Genomic DNA, 24,110 nt, shown 5'->3' on the forward strand with positions numbered 1-24,110 from the left:
CGGCGGGCTGTACGCGCATCACCCGCGACATGCTGCCGTTGGCGAGCCTGGACCAGGCTGCCCTCGACCGCCTGGTGCAACGCATCCCCGGCGGCGCGGCCAATGTGCAGGACCTCTACGCCCTGGCGCCGTTGCAACAGGGCATCCTCTATCACCACCTGGCCAGCGCCGAGGTCGACCCCTATGTGCTGCAGATGGGCTTCGCCTTCGCCGGCCAGGCCGAGCTGGACGCCTTTGTCGCCGCGCTCAACCAAGTGATCGCGCGCCACGACATCCTGCGTACCAGCGTGCACTGGCAAGGGCTGGACGAGGCCGTGCAGGTGGTCTGGCGCGAGGCGCGCCTGGCCATCGAGCCGGCACTGGACGAGGTGCGCCTGGACATGGGCCGCGCGCCGTTGCTGCACTTGAGCCGCCAGGTGGCGCAGGGCCGCGTGCAAGCGACCTTGCTGCTGCACCATATCCTGCTTGACCACGCCGCCCTGGAACTGCTGGTGGCCGAAGTCGGCGAGGTGCTGCTGGGCCGTGAACCCCAGGGCGACAGCGTGCCGTACCGCAACTACGTGGCCCAGGCCCGCCTGCGCGACGATAGCCAGGCCCAGCAAGCGCTGTTCCGCGAGCTGCTCGGCGATATCGACGAGCCGACCCAGGTGTTCGGCCTGCGTGACGCCCTGGGCGATGGCCGCCAGGTGCTGGATTACCGCCAGCGCCTGGACGAGGACCTGGCCGGGCGCCTGCGTGAGCAGGCCCGGGCTTTGGGCATCAGCCTTGCCAGCCTGGTCCACCAGGCCTGGGGCCAGGTGCTGGCGCAACTCTCCGGGCGTGAGGAGGTGGTGTTCGGCACCGTGCTGCTGGGCCGCCTGCAAGGCGGCGAGGGCGCCGAGCGGGCGCTGGGCATGTTCATCAATACCTTGCCGTTGCGGGTCAGCGTCGGCTCGGCCAGTGTCGCCGATGGCGTGCGCCTGACCCACCAGCGCCTGGCGCGGCTGCTCGCCCATGAGCAGGCCTCGCTGGCCCTGGCCCAGCGTTGCAGTGGCGTGCCGGCGGCGCAGGCGCTGTTCACCAGCCTGCTCAACTACCGCCATAGCGCGGCGGGCAGCGCCGAGCAGGCGCGGGCCTGGGACGGCATCGAGCTGCTGGCCGCCCACGAGCGCAGCAACTATCCGCTGGTGGTCAACGTCGACGACCTGGGCAGTGGCTTGCTGCTGACTGTGCAGGCGGTGCCCGAGGTGGATGGGGCGCAGGTTGCCCAGCTGTTGCAGGCCGCCCTGGCGGGCCTGGCCGAGGCACTGCAAGCGGCACCGGCGACGCCGTTGCACGCTGTCGTCGCGCTGCCCGCCGCAGAGCGCGAGCGGGTGCTGCGCCAATTCAACGACAGCCGCCGCGAGTACCCGCACCAGGTGGTGCTGCACGGGCTGTTCGAAGCCCATGCCAAGGTCAGCCCCGAAGCGCTGGCGGTGGTCCATGGCAGCCGGCGCTGGAGCTACCAGGCGCTGAACCAGCAGGCCAACCGTCTGGCAGGCCACTTGCTGGAACTGCGCGTGCAGGCCGGCGAGCGAGTGGCATTGCTGTTGCCACGTTCGTTCGACCTGCTGGCGGCGCAGTTGGCGGTGAGCAAGTGCGGCGCGGTGTTCGTGCCGCTGGATGGCAATGCGCCGCTGGAGCGCCAGGCGTTCATGGTCAAGGACAGCCAGGCGCGGCTGCTGCTGACCCACAGCGACCAAGCGCAAGTGGAGGGCGCGCGGCGCGTAGAGCTGGACCGCCTCGAGCTGGACGGCTATGCCTGCGAAGACCTGGGGCTGGCGGTGGAGGCCGGCAGCGCGGCGTACATCATGTACACCTCCGGCTCCACCGGCACGCCGAAGGGCGTGCCGGTGCCGCACCGGGCCATCGTGCGCCTGGTGATCAACAACGGCTTTGCCGATTTCAACAGCCAGGACCGCGTGGCCTTCGCCTCCAACCCGGCATTCGACGCCAGCACCCTGGAAGTCTGGGCGCCGCTGCTCAATGGCGGCGCGGTGGTGGTGATCGAGCAGGACCAGGTGCTGTCGCGCCAGGCCTTGCGCGAAGCGCTGCTGAGCCAGGGCGTGACGGTGCTGTGGTTGACGGCGGGCTTGTTCCACCAGTTCGCCGACGACCTGCTGCCGGCCTTTAGCCAACTGCGCTACCTGATGGTGGGCGGCGACGTGCTCGACCCGGCGGTGATCGCCCGCGTGCTGCGCGACGGTGCGCCGCAGCACCTGCTCAACGGCTATGGCCCGACCGAGGCCACCACCTTCAGCACCACCCATGAGATCACCCAGGTGGGCGAGGGCAGCATTCCGATTGGCAAGCCGATCGGCAACGCCCGCTGCTATGTGCTGGACGCCCGGCAGCAGCTGTTGCCAGTGGGGGCCGTAGGCGAGTTGTATATCGCTGGCGACGGGGTGGCCCTGGGTTACCTGGGCCAACCTGAATTGACCGCCGAACGTTTCCTGCCCGATCCGTTCAACGGCGGCACCATGTACCGCAGTGGCGACCTGGTCTGCTGGCAGGCAGACGGCACCTTGCGCTACCTGGGCCGGGCCGACCAGCAGATCAAGCTGCGCGGCTTCCGCATCGAACTGGGTGAGATCGAGGCGCGCCTGGGCGAATGCCCAGGCGTTTGTGACACGGCCGTGGTGGTGCGTGAGGACGAGCCGGGCGACAAGCGCCTGGTGGCCTACTTCACCGGTGACGCTCCGGCGATTGCCGCGCTGCACGAGCAGTTGCAAGGTCAGCTGCCGGACTACATGTTGCCAGCGGCCTACGTGCAGCTGGACGCGCTGCCCCTGACCGCCAACGGCAAGCTTGACCGCCGGGCGCTGCCGGCCCCGGGCCGCGAGGCGCTGGTCAGCCGTGCCTTCGAGGCGCCGCAGGGCGAGATCGAGTCGGCCTTGGCGGCGATCTGGGCTGAAGTACTCAAGGTCGAGCAGGTGGGGCGCCACGATCACTTCTTCGAACTGGGTGGCCACTCGCTGCTGGCGGTGAGCCTGATCGAGCGCATGCGCAAGGCCGGGCTTAACGCCGATGTGCGCGTGCTGTTCGCCCAGCCGACCCTGGCGGCCCTGGCGGCGGCGGTCGGCAGTGGTCGCGAGGTCGAGGTACCGGCCAATCGCGTGCCGGTCGATGCCACGCAGATCACCCCGGCCATGCTCAGCCTGATCGAGTTGGACCAAGCCAGCATCGAGCGTATCGTCGCCACGGTGCCGGGTGGCGCGGCCAACGTGCAGGAGATCTACCCGCTAGCGCCGTTGCAGGAGGGCATTCTCTACCACCATCTCAGTGCCGAACAGGGCGACCCGTACCTGCTGCAGACCCGCCTGGCCTTCGACAGCCTGGACCGTCTGCAAGCCTGCGCCGGGGCCTTGCAACAGGTGATCGACCGCCACGATATCCTGCGCACCTCGGTGGTGTGGGAGGGGCTGGCCGAGCCGGTGCAGGTGGTCTGGCGCCAGGCACGCCTGGCGGTGACCGAGGTCACCGGGCTGGGCGAGGACGCGGTGATCGAGCGCCTGCACGGGCATTTCGATGCCCGCCAGCAACGCCTGGACCTGACCCAGGCGCCGTTGCTGCGCCTGACCTACGCCCTGGACCCGGCGCAGCAGCGGGTGGTGGCGATCCTGCACTTCCATCACCTGGCCCTGGACCACACGGCCATGGAAGTGATCGTCCACGAGATGCAGGCCTTGCTGGCCGGGCGCGGGGCGCAACTGGCCGCGCCGGTGCCGTACCGCACCTATGTCGCCCAGGTGCGCCTGGGCGCCGCGCAGGCCGGGCACGAGGCGTTCTTCCGCGAAATGCTTGGCGATGTCGAGGAACCGACCCTGCCCATGGGCCTGGCCGATGTACAGGGCGATGGCCGCGATATCGAGGAAACCCGGCAAGCGCTCGACCTGGCCCTGGCACGGCGGGTTCGCCTGCTGGCACGCCAGCTCGGCGTCAGTGCCGCGAGCCTGATGCACTTGGCCTGGGCACGGGTGGTGGGCGTGCTGGCTGGGCGCCAGGACGTGGTGTTCGGCACCGTGCTGATGGGGCGCCTGCAAGGTGGCGAGGGCGCTGACCGCGCGCTGGGCGTGTTCATCAATACCTTGCCGCTGCGCATCGATACCCGCGTCAGCGCCAAGGAGGCGCTGCGTGTCACGCACCAACGGCTCTCGGCGTTGCTCGGCCATGAGCATGCCTCCCTGGCCTTGGCCCAGCGTTGCAGCGGCGTGCCGGCTTCGGCACCGTTGTTCAGCGCTTTGCTCAACTACCGGCACAGCCCGGCGGGAATCGCCACCGACACCACCGACAGCTTCCAGGGCATGCACCAGTTGGGCGGCGAGGAGCGCAGCAACTATCCGCTGACCCTGAGCGTGGACGACCTGGGCGAGGGCTTCAGCCTGAGTGTGCTGGCCCAGCAGGGGATTGGCGCCGTGCGTGTGGCGAACTGGATGGCGGCGGTCGTGACCCAGTTGACCCAGGCCTTGGAGCAAGAGGGTGCGGTTCGCGTTGATGCGCTGCCGATCCTCGATGCCCAAGAGCGACTGCAACTGCTTGAAGGTTTGAACCCGCCAGCCGTGGCCTATGCGCAAGGACAGGTGATTCAGGTGTTGATCGAAGCCCAGGCGCCACAAGCCCTGGCGCTGGTGCAGGGCGAGCAGCGCCTGAGCTATGGCGAGTTGAACCAGCGCGCCAACCGCCTGGCCCATCACTTGATCGCCCATGGTGTGCTGCTCGGTGACCGGGTGGCCCTGTGCCTTGAGCGCGGCCCGCAGCGCTTGATCGCCATGCTGGCGGTACTCAAGGCCGGCGCGGCCTATGTACCGGTCGACCCGGCCTATCCGGCAGAGCGTATCGCCTACCTGCTCAGCGACAGCGCACCGACCTGGGTGCTGGTCGAGGCGGCTACCGCCTCATTGGTGGGGAATAAGGCCAGCATTGCTGTGGATGGCGATGCCTGGCTGGCCGAGCCGGACAGTAACCCAGTGGTTGCCGGGCTGGACGCACAGCAACTGGCCTATGTGATCTATACCTCCGGTTCCACCGGACAGCCCAAGGGGGTGATGGTCGAGCACCGCACCCTGGCCAACCTGGTGCATTGGCACTGCCAGGCCTTCGAGCTGGGCGCCGGCAGCCAGACTTCCAGCGTGGCGGGCTTCGGCTTCGATGCCATGGCCTGGGAAGCTTGGCCGGCGCTGTGTGCCGGCGCGACGCTGCACCTGCCGCCCGCGCACATTGGCGGCGAGCACGTCGACGAACTGCTGGACTGGTGGCTGGAACAACCGCTGCACGTCAGCTTCCTGCCGACGCCAGTGGCCGAGCAGGCGCTGCGCCGCGAGCGTCAGCACCCGACCTTGCGTACCTTGCTGGTCGGCGGTGACCGCCTGCGCCACTTCGAACGTGATCCAGGCTTCCAGCTGGTCAACAACTACGGCCCGACCGAGACCACCGTGGTGGCGACCTCCGGGGTGCTTCAGCCGGGCGGGGCGCTGCATATCGGCAAACCGACCGCCAACACCCGGGTCTATGTGCTGGATGAGCAGCGTCAGCCCGTGCCCGTCGGTGTCACCGGTGAGCTGTATATCGGCGGCGCCCAGGTGGCGCGCGGTTACCTCAACCGCCCGGAGCTGACCGCCGAGCGCTTCCTCGCCGACCCGTTCAACGGCGGGCGGATGTACCGCAGCGGCGACCTGGTGCGCTGGAACGCCGACGGCACCCTGGACTACCAGGGCCGTAACGATGACCAGGTGAAGATCCGCGGTGTACGGGTCGAACTGGGCGAAATCGAGGCCGCGCTCAAAGCCCAGGCGGGCATCGCCGACGCCGTGGTGCTGGTGCGCGACGAGCGCCTGCTGGCCTGGTTCACCGCAACCATGCCGGTGGACACCGACGCGCTGCGCCAGGACCTGCAAGCCCGCTTGCCGGCTCATCTGCTGCCGCAAGCCTTTGTTCAGCTGGATGAGCTGCCACTGACCGCGCACGGCAAGCTCGATCGCAAAGCGCTGCCAGAGCCGGATGCCTCTGCGCTGGCGGGACAGCCCTACCAAGCGCCACTGGGCGCCACCGAAGCTGCCATGGCAGCGATTTGGGCCGAGGTGCTGGGCCTGGAGCAGGTCGGTCGCCATGACAACTTCTTCGAACTGGGCGGCCACTCGCTGCTGGCGGTCAGCCTGACTGCACGCCTGCGCCAGGCCGGCCTGGAGGCCGATGTGCGCACGCTGTTCGGCCAGCCGACGGTGGCGGCGTTGGCCGCCACCCTCGGCCATGGCCGCCGGGTCGAGGTACCGGCCAACCGGATCCCGGCGGGCTGCACGCAGATCACCCCGGAGTTGCTGCCCCTGGTCAGCCTGGAGCAAGCCGCCATCGAACGCATCGTCGCCACGGTGCCGGGCGGCGCGGCCAACGTGCAGGACATCTACCCGTTGGCACCGTTGCAGGAGGGCATTCTCTACCACCACCTCAGCTCGCCCGAGCACGACCCTTATGTGCTGCAATCGCGCATGGCCTTTGCCAGCCATGAGCGCTTGCAGGCGTTCGTCGATGCTCTTGGCAAGGTCATCGCCCGGCATGATGTGCTGCGCACCTCGGTGCTCTGGGATGGCCTGCCGCAGCCGGTGCAGGTGGTCTGGCGCAGCGCGCCGCTGGCGGTATTCGAAGTGGCCGGCGAGGCCCAGGTACCTCACGCACTCGCCCTGGATCAGGCGCCGCTGGTGCGCCTGTACCACTGGCCCGATCCACAAGGCGCAGGACAGTTGGCGGCCCTGCAGTTCCACCATATCGTCCTCGACCACACCGCGCTGGATGTGCTCGGCCAGGAGTTGGTGGGCTACCTGCAAGGCCTGCCAGTGCCCGCCGAGCCGGGCGCGCCGTACCGCAACTACGTGGCCCAGGCGCGCCTGGGCGTCAGCCAGGCCGAGCACGAGGCTTTCTTCAGCGCGCAACTGGGTGATATCGACGAGCCGACCCTGCCGTTCGGCCTGGGCGATGTGCAACTGGATGGCCAGGCCACCGAGGAAGGCCAGCACTGGTTGGACGACAGCCTGGCGCTGCGCCTGCGCCGGCAGGCCCGGCAGCGGGGCTTCAGCGTCGCCAGCCTGTTCCACCTGGCCTACGCGCGCCTGCTGGCGGCCACCAGTGGTCGCGACAGCGTGGTGTTCGGCACCGTGCTGCTGGGGCGGCTGGAGGCCGGCGAGGGCGCTGAACAGGCCCTGGGCATGTTCATCAACACCTTGCCGCTGCGCCTGGACTTGGCGGGGGTCAGCCTGGCCGAGGCGCTGCGGGCGACCCAGCAGCGTCTCAGCGCCTTGCTCGGCCACGAGCACGCCTCGTTGGCCCTGGCCCAGCGCTGCAGCGGCGTGGCCGCGCCGGCGCCGTTGTTCAGCGCCATGCTCAACTATCGCCATGGCAGCCAGGTCGACGAGGCCCAGCGCCAGGCCTTGCAAGGCATCGAGACCTTGCAGAGCGAGGAGCGCAGCAACTACCCGCTGAGCCTGAGCGTGGACGATATCGGCGAGCGTTTCCGCCTGGTTGCCCTGGCCCCGGCCAGCGTCGGCGCGGCGCGGGTGTGCGGGCAGGTGCAGCAGGTCTTGCTGGGGATGGCCGAGGCGTTGGAGCAGCAGCCGCAGCGGCTGTTGCTCGACTTGCCGGTGCTGCACGCCGAGGAGCGCCACCAGGTGCTGGTCGACTTCAACCGCAGCGAAGTGCCCCATGATATCAGCCAGACCTTGCATGGCCTGTTCGAGGCCCAGGCACTGCGCAGCCCCGACGCGGTGGCGGTCAGCGCCGAGCAGGGCGATTTGAGCTATGGCCAGCTCAATCAGCAGGCCAATCGCCTGGCCCGCCACTTGATCGCCCTCGGCGTGCAGCCTGACGATCGTGTGGCGATCTGCGTCGAGCGCGGCCCGGCACTGGTGCTCGGCTTGCTGGCCATTCTCAAGGCCGGCGGCGCCTATGTACCGGTCGACCCGGACTACCCGGCCGAGCGTATCCGCCACATGCTCAGCGACAGTCAGCCGCGTGCGGTACTGGTGCAGGCGTCCACCCGGACCCTGGCGGATGTGTCGGCGCTGGTGCAAGTGGACCTCGACCAGCCGAGCTGGACCGCCTTGCCGGCTGATAATCCCCAGGTGCCGGCGCTGAACGCCAGCCACCTGGCCTATGTGATCTACACCTCCGGCTCCACCGGGGTGCCCAAGGGCGTGATGGTCGAGCACCGCAACGTGGTCAACCTGGTGCACTGGAGCCAGCGCCAGTTCCCGGCCGCTGGCGCGCTGCTGCACAAGACCCCGGTGAGCTTCGACGCCTCGGTGTGGGAGCTGTTCTGGCCGCTGTGCAGTGGCCTGCGCCTGGTGCTGGCACGCCCGGACGGGCAGCGCGATCCGCACTACCTGGTCGAGCTGATCGAGCGCCAGCAGGTGGCCGTGGTGCAGTTCGTGCCGGCCTTGCTCCAGCAGTTCCTCGACCTCGAGGGCAGCGCCCGCTGCGCCAGCCTCACCGACATCGTCTGCGGTGGCGGCGAGCTGACCGAAGCCCTGGCCCGCCAGGTGCGCGAGCGCTTGCCACAGGCGCGCCTGCACAACGTCTACGGCCCGACCGAGACCACGGTCGATTGCAGTGTCTGGACCTTGCACCCGCGACAACCGGTGCCGCGTGGCGCGCTGCCGATTGGCCGGCCCATCGACAACACCACGCTGTACGTGCTCGACGCCCATGATCAACCCGTGCCGCTGGGGGTCGCCGGCCAGTTGCATATCGGCGGTGCCGGGGTGGCGCGCGGCTACCTCGGTTTGCCACAGCAGCAGGCCGAGCGGTTCATCGCCAGCCCGTTCAACCCCGGTGAACGCCTGTACCGTAGTGGCGACCTGGTACGCCAGCGCGGCGACGGCAGCCTCGAGTTCCTCGGCCGTAGCGACCACCAGATCAAGCTGCGCGGCCTGCGCATCGAGCCCGGCGAGATCGAAGCCAGCCTCATGCGCCTGGCCGGTGTGCGCGAAGCCGTGGTGCTGGTGCACGACGCCGCACCCGCGGGGCCGCGGCTGCTCGCCTACCACACAGGCGAGCCGCTGGCCGTCGAGGCCCTGCGCACGGCGCTGCTGGCGCAGCTGCCGGAATACATGGTGCCGGCGCTGTTCATCCACCTCGACGCCCTGCCACTGACCCCCAACGGCAAGCTCGACCGCAAGGCCCTGCCGGCCCCGGACCTGGCGCACCTGCCAGGCCGCGAGTACCAGGCGCCGATCGGCGACACCGAAGCGCTGCTGGCGCGGGTCTGGGCCGAACTGCTGGGCGTGGAGCGGGTAGGGCGGCAAGACAACTTCTTCGAACTGGGCGGCCACTCGCTGCTGGCCGTGACCCTCACCTCGCGCCTGCGCGAAGCCGGCCTGGAAGCCGACGTGCGCAGCCTGTTCGAACAACCGACGCTGGCCGGCTATGCCGCCATCACAGACAGAATGGAGATCGTCCTGTGAGCATCAACCAACTACTGGCCACCCTGGCCGCCCACGATGTCCAACTGGCGCTCAAGGACGGCCAGCTGGCAGTCCAGGGCAACCGCCAGGCGCTGAGCGACGCCAACCTGGTGGCCCAGCTGCGCGAGCACAAGCCGGCGCTGCTGGCCTTGCTGGCCAGCGGCGAGTACGTGGCCAGCCGCCACGGCGCGGTGGTGGTGCCGGACAACCGTATCCCGGCCGACTGCACGCGCATCACCCCCGAGCTGCTCAGCCTGGTCGAGCTCGACCAGGCCAGCCTCGACCGCCTGGTGGCCGCCGTGCCTGGCGGCGCGGCCAATGTGCAGGACATCTACCCGTTGCTGCCATTGCAGCAGGGCATGCTGTTCCACCACGCCAGCGCCGGCGAGCACGACCCCTATGTGATGCAGGCGCGCTTCGTGTTCGCCGACGAATCGCGGGTGCAGGCCTTTGCCGAGGCCTTGCAGGGGGTGATCGACCGCCACGATATCCTGCGCACCTCGGTGCACTGGAAGGAGGTCGAGACCCCGCTGCAGGTGGTCTGGCGCCAGGCTCGCCTGCGGGTCATCCAGCTGGCGCCCGGACAAGCGCCCGAGAGCGGCTTCGACCTGGCCCAGGCGCCGCTGATTCGCCTGCAATGCCAGGCGCCGGACAGCGCTGGGCGCATCGGCGCGATCTTGCAGTTCCACCACCTGGCCATGGACCACAGCGCCCTGGAGGTGGTACGCCACGAAATGCTCGCCTACCTGCTGGGCGACACCACGCAACTGGGCCGCCCGGTGCCGTTTCGCAACCATGTCGCCCAGGCCCTGCTGGGCGTCGGCGAGGCCGAGCACGAGGCGTTCTTCCGCGATATGCTCGGCGCCATCGAGGTGCCGACCTTGGCCTATGGCCTGGCCGACGTGCAGGGCGACGGCGCGGCGCTCAACGAGCATGCCCTGGACCTCGACCTGGCGCTGTGCCAGGCGCTGCGCGGCCAGGCCCGGGCCCAGGGGGTCAGTGTCGCCAGCCTGTTCCACCTGGCCTGGGCACGGGTGCTGGGCGGCCTCACCGGGCAGCAGCAGGTGGTCTTCGGCACGGTGCTGATGGGCCGGCTGCTGGGCGCCGAGGCCACCGACCGGGCCTTGGGCATCTTCATCAACACCTTGCCGCTGCGGGTGGACCTGGACGGTGCCGACCTGGGGGCGGCGATCAAGGCCACCCACCAGCGCCTGAGCACCCTGATGCGCCACGAGCACGCGCCGTTGGCCCTGGCCCAGCGTTGCAGCGGCGTGGCCGCGCCGACGCCGCTGTTCAACGCCTTGCTCAACTACCGCCACAGCGCGGCCTCCGGCGCCGAGGACGTGCGCCGGGCCGGCTGGGCCGGCATCGAGATCGTCCATGCCGCCGAGGCCACCAACTACCCGCTGACCCTGAGCGTCGACGATTTCGGCGAGGCGTTCCGCCTGACCCTGCTGGCCAGCCCCGAGGTGCCGGCGCAGCGGGTCTGTGCCTACCTCGAGCACACCCTGCGCAGCCTGCTGGCGGCCCTGGCCCAGGGCGGCAGCGCGGCGGTAGGGGCGCTGCCGATGCTGCCGGCCAGCGAGCGTGCCGAGCTGCTCGAAGGCTTCAACCAGACGCCGGGCGGGGCGACCACCCCGGGCACGCTGCACGCACGCATCGAGGCCGTGGCCCAGGCTCATCCCCAGGCCAGCGCCGCCACCTGCCAGGGGCAGACGCTGAGCTACGCCGAGCTGAACAGCCGCGCCAACGCCCTGGCCCATCACCTGATCGGCCTGGGCGTGCGCGCCGATGACCGGGTCGCGGTGCTGGCCCGGCGCGGCCTGGACACCCTGGTCGGGCTGCTGGCCGTGCTCAAGGCCGGCGCCGGCTATGTGCCGGTGGACCCGGCCCATCCCGACGAGCGCGTGCACTACCTGCTGGCCGACAGCGCCCCGGTGGTGGTGTTGACCCAGCATGCCCTGCGTTCGCGCCTGGGGCCGTTGGACGTGCCGGTGCTGGCCCTCGACCAGGCCGACTGGCCGGCCCGCGCGGACGATCCCCAGGTTAGCGGGCTGCACGCCGGGCACCTGGCCTATGTGATCTACACCTCCGGCTCCACCGGCCAGCCGAAAGGGGTGATGGTCGAGCACCGTACCCTGAACAACCTGGTGGACTGGCACTGCCGCGCCTTCGACCTGTGCCTGGGCCGGCACACCTCGAGCCTGGCCGGTTTCGGTTTCGATGCCATGGCCTGGGAGCTCTGGCCGGCGCTGGCCAGCGGCGCGCTGCTGCACCTGGCGCCGCCTGGCGAAGGCCATGAGGACCTCGACGCCATGCTCGCCTGGTGGCGCGCACAGCCGCTGGACGTGAGCTTCCTGCCGACCCCGGTGGCGGAGTATGCCTTCAGCCACCAGCTGGGCCACCCGACCCTACGCACCCTGCTGATCGGCGGCGACCGCCTGCGCCAGTTCAACCGCACCCAGACCTTCGCCGTGGTCAACAACTATGGCCCCACCGAGACCACCGTGGTGGCCAGCTCCGGGCTGGTCGCGGCCGAGGGCGCGCTGCACATCGGCAGGCCGGTGGACAACGCCCGGCTGTACGTGCTCGATGCCAACCTGCAGCCGCTGCCCCTGGGCGTGCCGGGCGAGCTGTACATCGGTGGCGCCGGGGTGGCCCGGGGCTACCTGAACCGCCCCGCGCTGACCGCCGAACGCTTCCTTGACGACCCGTTCGACCCAGGCCTCGGCGCGCGCATGTACCGCACCGGCGACCTGGTGCGCTGGCTGGCCGACGGCACCCTGGACTACCTGGGGCGCAACGACGACCAGGTGAAGATCCGCGGCGTGCGCATCGAGCTGGGCGAGATCGAAAGCCGCCTCGCCAGCCTGCCGGGGATCAACGAGGCGGTGGTGCTGGCCCGCGAGGACCAGCCCGGCCAGCCACGCCTGGTCGCCTACTTCACCCCGCAGGCGGGCGTCGAGGCGCCGCAGCCCGAGCAACTGCGCGGGCAACTGCTGGCCCACCTGCCGGAATACATGGTGCCGCTGGCCTTCGTGCTGCTGGCGGCCTTGCCGCTGACCGCCAACGGCAAGCTCGACCGCCGTGCCTTGCCGGCACCGCAGCGTTCGGCGCTGTTCGAACAGGCCTACGTGGCCCCCGAGGGCGAGCTGGAAACCGCCCTGGCCGGGCTATGGGCCGAGCTGCTGCAGGTGGAGCGGGTCGGCCGGCATGATCACTTCTTCGCCCTGGGCGGGCACTCGCTGCTGGCCATGCGCATGGTCTCCCAGGTGCGCCTGCGCCTGGGCGTGGAGCTGGCCTTGGCCGAGCTGTTCGCCAATGCCGAGCTGGCGGCGGTCGCCCAGGTGCTGGCCGGGGCCGGGCGCAGCACGCTGCCGGTAATCGTGCCGGTGGCCCGCGACCAGGCGCTGCCGTTGTCGTTCGCCCAGCAGCGGCTGTGGTTCCTGGCCCAGCTCGAAGGGGGCAACCAGGCCTACAACGTGCCCCTGGCTCTGGGCCTGCGCGGCGAGCTCAACGTCGATGCGCTGGAGCGCGCGCTGCTGTGCATCGTCGCGCGCCATGAAACCCTGCGCAGCCGCTTCGTGGCGCGCGGCGACAGCGCCGAGGTCGAGCTGCTGGGCACGCCACAGGCGGGCTGGCTGCGGCGCCAGGTCCTGGCTGCCGATGCCCTGGGCGCCTGGTTGCAGGACGAGGCCTTGGCGCCGTTCGACCTGGTGGCCGGGCCGCCAGTGCGTGCCAACCTGCTGCAACTGGGCGAACAGCAGCATGTGCTGGTACTCACCGTGCACCATATCGCCGCCGATGGCTGGTCCCTGGGCGTGCTCACCGGCGAGCTCGGCGCGCTGTACCCGGCCTTGCGCGCCGGCCACGCCGACCCGCTGCCGGCGCTGGCGATCCAGTACGGCGACTACGCCGTGTGGCAGCGCCGCTGGCTGGCTGGCGAGCAGTTGCAGCGCCAGGCTGATTACTGGCGCGAGGCGCTGGACGGCGCGCCGACCCTGCTGAGCCTGCCCTGCGACCGGCCGCGCCCGGCCCGCCAGGACTTCAGCGGCGCCAGCCTGGCGCTGCGCCTGGACGAGCGTCTGGGCGCCGGCCTGCGCGCCCTGGCCCAGCGTCACCAAGCCACCTTGTACATGGTGCTGCTGGGCGCTTGGGCCACGACCCTGGCGCGCTTGGCCGGGCAGCCGGAGGTGGTGGTCGGTTGCCCGGTGGCCGGGCGCGGCAGTGCCGAGCTGGAGCCGCTGGTGGGGTTGTTCGTCAACACCCTGGCGGTGCGTGTCGACACCACTGCGGCGCCCAGCACCGAGGCCTTGCTCGGCCAGGTCAAGGCCCGCCTGCTGCAAGCCCAGGCGCACCAGGACCTGCCGTTCGAGCAGGTGGTGGAGATCGTGCGCCCGGCGCGCAGCCTGGCGCATACCCCGCTGTTCCAGACCACCCTGAACTGGCAGGCCGGCGCCGCTGCCGCGCTGAGCCTGGAAGGCGTGCAACTGGAGGCGGTGGCGCAGACCAACCAGGTGGCCAAGTTCGACTTGTCGCTGAGCCTGGGCGAGCAGGGCGAGGCGCTGGTCGGCAGCCTGGAATACGCCACGGCGTTGTTCGACGAAGCACGCGTGCAGCGTATCGCCGGCTACTTCCAGACCCTGCTGCAAGCCATGCTGGCCAACGACCAGCAAGCGCTGGCCGAGGTGGCGCTGGTCGGCGAGGCCGAACGCCAGCGCCTGCTGCACGGCTTGAACAACAGCCGCCGGCTGTTGCCCCAGGGGCAGACCGTGCATGGCCTGATCGAAACCCAGGCGGCCCGCGCCGGGCAGGCCGTTGCCGCGGTGGTCGACGGGCAGTCGCTGAGCTATGGCGAGTTGAATGCCCGGGCCAACGCCCTGGCCCACCACCTGATCGCCCAGGGCGTGCGGCCCGACCAGCGGGTGGCGGTGGTCGCCCGCCGCGGCCTGGACACCCTGGTGGCGCTGCTGGCCGTGCTCAAGGCCGGCGCCGGCTATGTGCCGGTGGACCCGGCGCACCCGGACGAGCGCCTGCGCTACCTGCTTGCCGACAGCGCCCCGACGGTGGTGCTGGCCCAGCAGGCGCTGGGCGAGCGCCTGCAAGGCCTGAGCGTGCCGCTGCTGGCCCTGGACCGCCCGGACTGGCCGGCGCGGGCCGACAACCCGCGCGTCGCGGGGCTGGGGGTGAACCAGCTGGCCTACGTGATCTACACCTCAGGCTCCACCGGCGAGCCCAAGGGGGTGATGGTCGAGCACCAGAGCTTGGCCAACCTGGTGCATTGGCACTGCAAGGCCTTCGAGCTGGGCGCCGGCGACCACACCGCCAGCGTCGCCGGTTTCGGCTTCGACGCCATGGCCTGGGAAGTGTGGCCGGCGCTGTGCGCCGGTGCCGTGCTGCACCTGCCGCCGGCCACGCTGGGCAACGAGCAGCTCGACGCGCTGCTGGCCTGGTGGCTGGAGCAGCCGCTGAAAGTGGCCTTCCTGCCGACCCCAGTGGCCGAGTACGCCTTCGCCCAGGGGCTGCGCCACCCGACCCTGCGCACCTTGCTGATCGGTGGTGATCGCCTGCGCCAGTTCCACAGCGACCCCGGCTGCGTGGTGGTCAACAACTACGGCCCCACCGAGGCCACGGTGGTTGCCAGCTCCGGGCTGGTGGTGCCCGGCGGCACCCTGGACATCGGCCGGCCGATCGCCAATGCCCGCCTGTACCTGCTGGACGAAGCGCGCCAGCTGGTGCCGATGGGCAGCACCGGCGAGCTGTACGTCGGCGGTGCCGGGGTGGCGCGCGGTTACCTGCACCGCGCCGAACTGACCGCCGAGCGTTTTCTCGACGACCCGTTCAGCGAGGTGCCCGGGGCGCGCATGTACCGTACCGGCGACCTGGCCCGCTGGAACGCCGATGGCACCCTGGATTACCAGGGGCGTAACGACGACCAGGTGAAGATTCGCGGCCTGCGCATCGAGCTGGGCGAGATCGAGGCGCAGTTGCTGCGCTTGCCGGGCATCGACGAGGCACTGGTGCTGGCCCGCGAGGAGGCGCCAGGCCAGCCACGGCTGCTGGCCTGGTTCATCGCCCAGGGCGAGGCGCCATCAGCCGCCGAGCTGCGTGCCAGCCTGGCCGAGCACCTGCCGGCCTACATGCTGCCGGCGGCGCTGGTGCGCCTGGACAGTTGGCCGTTGACCGCCAATGGCAAGGTCGACCGCCGCGCGCTGCCGATGCCGGAGCGCGAGGCCCTGGCCAGCCAGGCCCACGAAGCGCCTGAAGGCGCGTTGGAATGCGCCCTGGCTGAACTCTGGGCCGAGCTGTTGCAGGTCGAGCAGGTCGGTCGCCACGACCGCTTCTTCGAACTGGGCGGCCATTCACTGCTGGCCATGCGCATGGTCGGCCAGTTGCGCCAGCGCCTGGGCCTGGAGCTGGGCCTTGGCCAGCTGTTCGCCGACGACCGCCTGCTGGCGCTGGCCGCCGCGCTGCAAGGCGCGGCATCCAGCACCTTGCCGGCCATCGAGGCGGCGCCGCGCGGTCAGTCGCAACCGCTGTCGTTCGCCCAGCAGCGCCTGTGGTTCCTGGCGCAGATGGACGATGCCAGCGCCGCCTACCATATTCCCCTGGGCCTGGAACTGCGCGGGCCGCTCGACCGGCCGGCGCTGGAGCGCGCGCTGGCGCGCATCGTCGAGCGCCACGAGAGCCTGCGCAGCCACTTTGCCCAGGAGGGCGCCGAAGCGCGGGTGCGCGTAGCCCCCGGCAACGGCGGCTTCAGCCTCGGCTGGCACGACCTGCGCGGCCAGGGCCAGGCCTTGGCGGGGCTGCTGCGCGAAGAGGCGCTGCTGCCGTTCGACCTGGCGCACCAGTTGCCGATCCGCGGCCGCTTGCTGTGCCTGGACAGCGAGCGCCATGCGCTGCTGCTGACCCTGCACCATATCGTCGCCGATGGCGGGTCGATGGGCGTGTTCACCCAGGAGCTGGCGGCGCTGTACCAGGCCTTCAGCTCCGGCTTGGCCGACCCGCTGCCGGCGCTGGCGATCCAGTACGGCGACTACGCCATCTGGCAACGCCGCTGGCTGGCCGGCGACGAGCTGCAACGCCAGGCCGAATACTGGCGCCAGGCCCTGGCCGCTGCGCCGCTGCTGCTGACCTTGCCCAGCGACCGGCCGCGCCCGGCGCGCCAGGACTATCAGGGCGAGCGGGTCGAGGTGCGCCTGGACCGGCGCCTGAGCGCCGAGCTCAAGGCGCTGTGCCAACGCCACGCGATTACCCCGTTCATGCTGTTCGGCGCCGCCTGGGCGGTGCTGCTGGCGCGGCTGTCGGGCCAGGCCGAGGTGGTCATCGGCACCCCGGTGGCCAACCGCAGGCATGCCGAGGTCGAGGGCCTGATCGGCCTGTTCGTCAACGCCCTGGCCCTGCGCATCGACACCGCCGGCAGCCCCGATGTGGCGGCGCTGCTGGCCCGGGTCAAGGCCTGCGTGAGCCAGGCCCAGGACCACCAGGACATCCCCTTCGAGCAGGTGGTCGAGCTGCTGCAACCTCCGCGTAGCCTGGCCCATACCCCGCTGTACCAAGTGTCGCTGGCCTGGAATGGCGCGCCGGGCGAGGCGCTGCGCCTGGGCGAGCTGCAACTGGCGCCGCTGGGCACGCCCCAGGCCATCGCCAAGTTCGACCTGACCCTGAGCCTGGGCGAGACCGCTGATGGCTTTGCCGGCGCGCTGGAGTACGCCACCGCGCTGTTCGACCGCGCCACCATCGAGCGCCATGTCGGTTACCTGGAGCAACTGCTCTGGGCCTTCGCCGGCAGCGACCAGGCCGTGCCGGCGCGGGTCGAGCTGCTCAGCGCCAGCGAACGCCGCCAGGAGCTGGTCAGCTGCAACGCCAGCGAGCTGGTGGGCGGCCTGCAACAACCGCTGCAGGCACTGTTCGAAGCCCAGGTGGTGCGTGCGCCCCAGGCCATCGCGGTGCAGGCCGAGGACGGCCAGCTGAGCTACCAGCAGCTCAACGAGGCGGCCAACCGCCTGGCCCATGAACTGATCGCCCGCGGCGTGCAGCCCGACAGCCGGGTGGCGGTCTGCCTGGCCCGCGGGCCGCAGCTGCTGGTCGGTCTGCTCGCCGTGCTCAAGGCCGGTGGCGCCTATGTGCCGCTGGACCCGGGCTACCCGGACGAGCGCCTGGCCTACATGCTCGCCGACAGCGCCCCGCTGGCATTGCTGGTGGACGCCAGCAGCCGTGGGCGCTTCGCCGCCAGCCTGCTGCCCCGACTGGACCTCGACCAGCCGAGCTGGGCCATGCGGCCGCCGCACAACCCGCAGGTCAAGGGCCTTGGCGCGCGCCAGTTGGCCTATGTGATCTACACCTCCGGCTCCACCGGCACGCCCAAGGGGGTGATGGTCGAGCACCGCAGCCTGTGCAACCTGGTGCACTGGAGTTCGCGGCTGATCGCGCCGAGCGCCGAAGGCGCGCTGCTGCACAAGACCCCGGTGAGCTTCGATGCCTCGGTGTGGGAGCTGTTCTGGCCGCTGTGCGCCGGCCTGCGCCTGGTGCTGGCGCGGCCCGACGGGCAGCGCGACCCGGCCTACCTGGCCGAGGTCATCCAGCGCCGCCGGGTTGGCGTGGTGCAGTTCGTGCCGGCGTTGTTGCAGCAGTTCCTGGCCCTGGAGGCCAGCGCGGCCTGCGACAGCCTCACCGATATCGTCTGCGGTGGCGGCGAGCTGACCTCGGCCTTGCTGCAACAGTTGCGCGCGCGCCTGCCCAAGGTGCGCTTGCACAACGTCTACGGGCCGACCGAGACCACCGTCGATTGCAGTGTCTGGACCCTGGAACCGAGCCAGCCGCTGCCGGCCGGCGCACCGCCGATTGGCCGGCCGATCGCCAACACCCGCCTGTATGTGCTCGACGCTCAGGGCCTGCCGGTGCCCCGTGGCGTGGTTGGCGAGCTGTACATCGCCGGCGTGGGGGTTGCCCGTGGCTACCTGGGCTTGCCTGAGCTGGACGCCGAGCGTTTCGCCGACAGCCCGTTCGTGCTGGGCGAACGCATTTACCGCAGCGGCGACCTGGTGCGGCGCCGCGCCGATGGCGAACTGGAGTTCCTCGGCCGCAACGACTTCCAGGTCAAGCTGCACGGCCTGCGCATCGAGCTGGGCGAGATCGAGGCCTGCCTGGCCCGCCACGGCGCGGTGCGCGAGGTGGCGGTGCTGCTGCGTGGCGAGCGCCTGGTAGCCTGGCTGACCCTGCGTGAAGGGGCCAGCGCGCCGGGTATCGAGGCGCTGCGCAAGCACGCCCTGGCGCAGTTGCCGGACTACATGGTGCCGGCGGCCTACGTGACGTTGCCGGCCATGCCGCTGAGCGCCAACGGCAAGCTCGACCGCCAGGCCCTGCCGGAGCCGGGCGCCGAGGCGGTGCTCAGCCGTGCCTACGAGGCGCCACGGGGCGAGGCCGAAATCCAGCTGGCGGCGCTGTGGGCCGAGCTGCTCAACGTGCCGCGGGTAGGGCGCCACGACCACTTCTTCGAACTCGGTGGCCACTCGCTGCTGGCGGTGACCCTGATCGCCCGCCTGCGCGCCCAGGGGCTGCAGGCGGATATCCGCGTGCTGTTCGCCGAACCGACCCTGGCCGCCCTGGCTGCGACCCTTGGCCATGGCGCCGGGCCGCAGGTGCCGGCCAACCGGATCGCCGCCGACTGCCAGCACATCACCCCGCAACTGCTGCCATTGGTGCAACTGGAGCAGGCCGCCATCGACGGCATCGTCGCCCAGGTACCCGGTGGCGCCGCCAATGTCCAGGACATCTACCCGCTGGGGCCGCTGCAAGCGGGCATCCTCTACCACCACCTGGCCAGCGAGGGCGACGACCCGTACCTGTTGCAGGCGCGCTTCGCCGTGGCCGACCGTGGACGCTTGCTGGCCCTGCACCAGGCGCTGGAGCAGGTGATCGCCCGCCACGACATCCTGCGCAGCGCACTGGCCTGGGAGGGCCTGGCGCAGCCGCTGCAGGTGGTCTGGCGGCAGGCGCCATTGCCGCTGGTGGAGGTTGCCGATGACCAGAGCCCGGCCTTGCGCCTGGACCTGACCTGCGCGCCGCTGCTGCGCCTTCAGTACAGCCAGCACCGGCAAACTGGGGCGATCACCGCGACCCTGCTGTTCCACCACCTGGTGATGGATCACGTTGCCCAGGATGTGCTGCGCGCCGAACTGCAAGCCTGCCTGCTGGGCCAGCAACACCAGCTGCCGGCGCCGGTGCCGTACCGCAACTACATCGCCCAGGTGCTGCAAGGCGCGGGCGAGGCGCAGCACGAGGCGTTCTTCCGCGAACAGCTGGGTGACATCGACGAGCCGACCTTGCCCTACGGCGCCCAGGCGCAGCCGCACCCGGATGGCCTGGCCGAGGCGCAGCACTGGTTGCCGGCCGGCATGGCCCTGCGCGTGCGCGAACAGGCGCGCCAGCTGGGGGTGGGCGCCGCCAGCCTGATGCACCTGGCCTGGGGCCTGGTGCTGGGGCAATTGTCCGGGCGCACCAGCGTGGTGTTCGGCACCGTGCTGCTGGGGCGCCTGCACGGCGGCGAAGGCATCGAACGGGCGCTGGGGGTGTTCATCAACACCTTGCCGCTGCGCCTGGACGTTGGCCTGCTGCCGGTGCGCGAGGCGCTGCTCGACACCCACCGGCGGCTGACCGGCCTGCTGGTGCACGAGCACGCCCAGTTGGCCCTGGCCCAGCGCTGCAGCGCGCTGCCAGCCGGGGCGCCGCTGTTCAGCGCCTTGCTCAACTACCGCCACAGCGCCAGCGCGCTGGCAGGCGATACGGCGGCGGGGCAGGCCTGGGCCGGCATCGAGCTGCTGCACGCCGAGGAACGCAGCAACTACCCGCTGGCGTTGAGCATCGATGACCTGGGCGAGGCGTTCAGCCTGAGCGCCCAGTGTGCGCCGGGGATCGATGCGCAGCGCCTGTGCGCTTACTTCGAGCAAGCCTTGGCTGGGCTGCTCGAGGCGTTGGCGCACGACCCCGAGCAGGGCATGGAAGGTATCAGCATCGTGCCGGACGCGGAGCGTCAGCGCCTGGTCGGCGACTATAACGCCACCGCCCGCGACTACCCCCGCGAGCTGCCGGTGCAGCGCCTGTTCGAACAGCGCGTGGCCCGTCACCCGCTGGCCCTGGCCGCGGTGCACGATGAGCGCCAGCTGAGCTATGGCGAACTCAACGAGCAGGCCAACCGCCTGGCCCACTGGCTGATCGGCGAGGGGCTCAAGCCCGGCGAGCATGTGGCGATCCTGCTGCCGCGCTCGCTGACCCTGCTGGTGGCGCAACTGGCGGTGCTCAAGTGCGCCGCGATCTATGTGCCGCTGGACAGCAACGCCCCGGCCGAGCGCCAGGCGTTCATGGCCCAGGACTGCCAGGCCGTGGCGCTGCTGACCCTCGCCAGCATGGCCGGCGATTGCGCGGTGCGGCGCATCGACCTGGACTGCCTGGCGTTGGACGACCAGCCGGGGCACAACCCGGGCCTGGCCGTGGACGCCGGCGCGGTGGCCTATGTGATGTACACCTCCGGCTCCACCGGTACACCGAAAGGGGTGCGCGTGGCCCACCGCGGTATTGCCCGGCTGGTGCTGAACAACGGCTACGCCGACTTCAACGCCGAGGATCGCCTGGCCTTTGTCGCCAACCCGGCGTTCGACGCCGCCACCATGGATGTCTGGGGCGCGTTGCTCAACGGCGGGCAGGTGCTGGTGATCGACCAGCAGACCCTGCTGGAGCCCGCGCAGTTCGGCGCGGCGCTGCGTGATGGCGGCGCCAGCGTGCTGTTCGTCACCACGGCGCTGTTCAACCAGTACGTGCAGCTGATTCCCGAGGCCCTGGCCGGGCTGCGCATCCTGCTGTGCGGCGGCGAGCGTGGCGAGCCGGGGGCGTTCCGTGCCTTGCTGGCGCAGGCGCCGGGCTTGCGCCTGGTGCATTGCTACGGGCCTACCGAGACCACCACCTACGCCACCACCCATGCGGTCACCACGCTGGCGCCGGGCGCCGAGCATGTACCGATCGGCCGGCCCATCGGCAACACCACGGTGTATGTGCTCGACCCGCAGGGCCGGGTGGTGCCCGAGGGCGTGACCGGCGAGCTGTACATCGGCGGCGACGGCGTGGCGCTGGGCTACCTGAACCGCCCGCAACTGAGCGCCGAGCGCTTTGTCGACGACCCCTTCGCCCAGCATGCCGGCGCGCGCCTGTACCGGACCGGCGACCTGGCCCGCTGGCGCGCCGATGGCCTGCTGGAGTGCCTGGGCCGCAGCGACGACCAGGTCAAGATCCGCGGCTTTCGTATCGAGCTGGGCGAGATCGAGCAGCAACTGGCCCAGTGTCCGGGGCTGGACGAGGTGGTGGTCATGGCCTTGCGCCTGGAACAGGGACCGTTGCGCCTGGTGGCCTGGTTCACCCGCCACGACCCGGCCCTGGACGGCCCGGCGCTGCGCGCCTTCCTGCGCGAGCGCCTGCCCGAGTACATGCTGCCGGCGGCGTTTGTCGCCTTGCCGGCGCTGCCGTTGACCAACAACGGCAAGGTCGACCGCAAGGCCCTGCCGCTGCCCGGTGCGCAGGACCTGGCGGTGGCCGCCTTCGAGGCGCCGCTGGGCGAGCGGGAGCAGGCCCTGGCCGCGCTGTGGGCGCAGGTGCTGGAGGTCGAGCGGGTCGGGCGCCATGACAGCTTCTTCGAGCTGGGCGGGCATTCGCTGCTGGCGATCCGCCTGGTCAGCGCCATGGAGCACGCGGGGCTGTGCACCACCCTGGCGGAGCTGTTCCAGTACCCCAGCGTGGCCGCCCTGGGCGAACGCCTGGGCCAGCGCGCGGCACCGCAGCAGGACCCCAGCCTGGTCACCGTGCGAGCCAGCGGCAGCGGCCCGGCGTTGTTCCTGATCCATGAGTTCAGCGGCCTGGACCTGTACTTCCCGGTACTGGGCCGGCATATCCCCGGCGACTTCCCGATCTACGGCCTGCCCGGCGTGCCCGTCGGCGAGGCGCAACTGCAGACCCTGGAATGCCTGGCGGCGCGCCTGGTGCAACGGCTGCGCGCGGTACAGCCGCAAGGCCCGTACCGCCTGGCCGGCTGGTCGTTCGGCGGGGTGCTGGCCTTTGAAGTGGCCGCCCAGTTGCTGGGCGCCGACCAGGCGGTGGCCTTCGTCGGCCTGATCGACACCTACGTGCCGCGCCTGAGCGACCAGGGCAAGGCGCGCTGGCACGGCCCGCACCTGGCCGAGGCGCAACTGCTGCTGCATTGCCGCGAGCACTGGCGCGCCCAGGGCGCGGCGGGGGCCGCGCAGTTGGCCGACGTCGAGGCGCTGGAGCCGGGGGCGCTGGCCTTCGACGCCTTGCTCGGCCATTGCCGGGCGCGCCAGTTGCTGGTACCGGGCCTGGCCCAGGCCAGCGATGCGCAACTGCGGCACTTCTTCGCCCGGCATGTCGCCCACGGCCATGCCCTGGCGCATTACCACCTGGCGCCATTGCCGATACCGCTGCACCTGTTCCAGGCCGAACTGCGCACCGGCGCCATCGCCTGCGACAGCCCGACCCTGGGCTGGGCCGAGGCGTTGCCGGGGCAGGTGCTGCATTGCCACGGCGTGCCGGGCGATCACCAGAGCATGGTGCAGGAGCCGCAGGTGGCGGTGCTCGGCCAGGCCATCGGCCAGGCCCTGGCCGCCGCCCAGGCCCCGGCCTTGCCGGCGCACCAGCCGTTGCTGGCGATCCAGAGCGGCAGCCCGGGGCATGTCCCGGTGTTCTGCGTGCCGGGCGCCGGCGACAGCGTCACCAGTTTCATCGGCCTGGCCGAGGCGCTGGGCCCGGACTGGCCGGTGCTGGGCTTGCAGGCCCGGGGCCTGGCCGCCGGCGAGGTGCCGCACTGCGAGGTGGAGGCCGCCGCCGAGTGCCATCTGCAAGCCATCGAGGCGTTCCACCCCGACGGGCCGTTGAACCTGGTCGGGCATTCGTTCGGCGGCTGGGTCGCCCATGCCCTGGCCCTGCGCCTGCAGGCCAAGGGCCGCGAGGTACGCTCGCTGACCCTGATCGACAGCGAGGCGCCGGGTGGCGCTGGCAGTTGCGCCAAGCCGCACACCTTTACCGCGGCCCTGCAGCGGCTGGTGGCGTCGTTGCAGCTGTCTACCGGCAAGTCGCTGGGCATCGATGCGCAAGCCTTTGCCGAGGCCGATGACCAGGCGCAGCTGGCGCAGTTGCATGCGGCGATGGTGCGCATCGGCCTGATGCCGGCGCGCTCCACGGCGCAGGCGTTGGCCGGGGTGACCCGCACCTTCGCCACGGCGCTGCGCACGGTGTATCGGCCAGTGGCGGGTTTCAATGGCCTGGCGCGCCTGGTGCTGGTGGCCGACCCGAGCCTGGACGCCGCCGGCAACCAGCGCGAGCAGGTGGCGATGCAGGAGGGCTGGCGGCAGTTGCTGCCGCAATTGGAGGTATGGCAGGGGCCGGGCAACCACTTCAGCATCCTCAAGGTGCCGGATGTGTTCAGCCTGGCGGCGTGGTGGCATGACGGCCAGGCCCTGGCCGCCAAGGCGGGATTGAACTGAGGCCGGGCGAGGGCAGTGCCCTCGAGGATGAATGTCTGTAGGAGCGGCCTTGTGTCGCGAAAGGGCCGCAACGCGGCCCCCCTCTTCGATCAGTAGTAGG

At 70.9% G+C, this 24,110-nt stretch carries 2 protein-coding genes (1 of these 2 running past the window's edge); both read left to right on the forward strand.

Annotation, left to right across the window (positions count from 1 at the left end; all coding sequences use genetic code 11):
- On the forward strand, positions 1–9,467 hold the 3' portion of the coding sequence (locus tag KSS95_RS14260) for a non-ribosomal peptide synthase/polyketide synthase (protein WP_217847723.1). It extends 15,988 nt beyond the left edge of the window; 9,467 of the gene's 25,455 nt are visible here — the last part of the coding sequence; its start codon lies beyond the left edge, outside the window; it ends in the stop codon at positions 9,465–9,467.
- Entirely contained in the window at positions 9,464–24,010 is a 14,547-nt protein-coding gene (locus KSS95_RS14265; RefSeq protein ID WP_217847724.1) for a non-ribosomal peptide synthetase, read from the forward strand. The genes KSS95_RS14260 and KSS95_RS14265 overlap by 4 nt, the downstream gene beginning before the upstream one ends.
- Positions 24,011–24,110 lie beyond the last annotated feature (100 nt).

This window comes from Pseudomonas muyukensis (assembly GCF_019139535.1).
Lineage (GTDB): Bacteria > Pseudomonadota > Gammaproteobacteria > Pseudomonadales > Pseudomonadaceae > Aquipseudomonas > Aquipseudomonas muyukensis.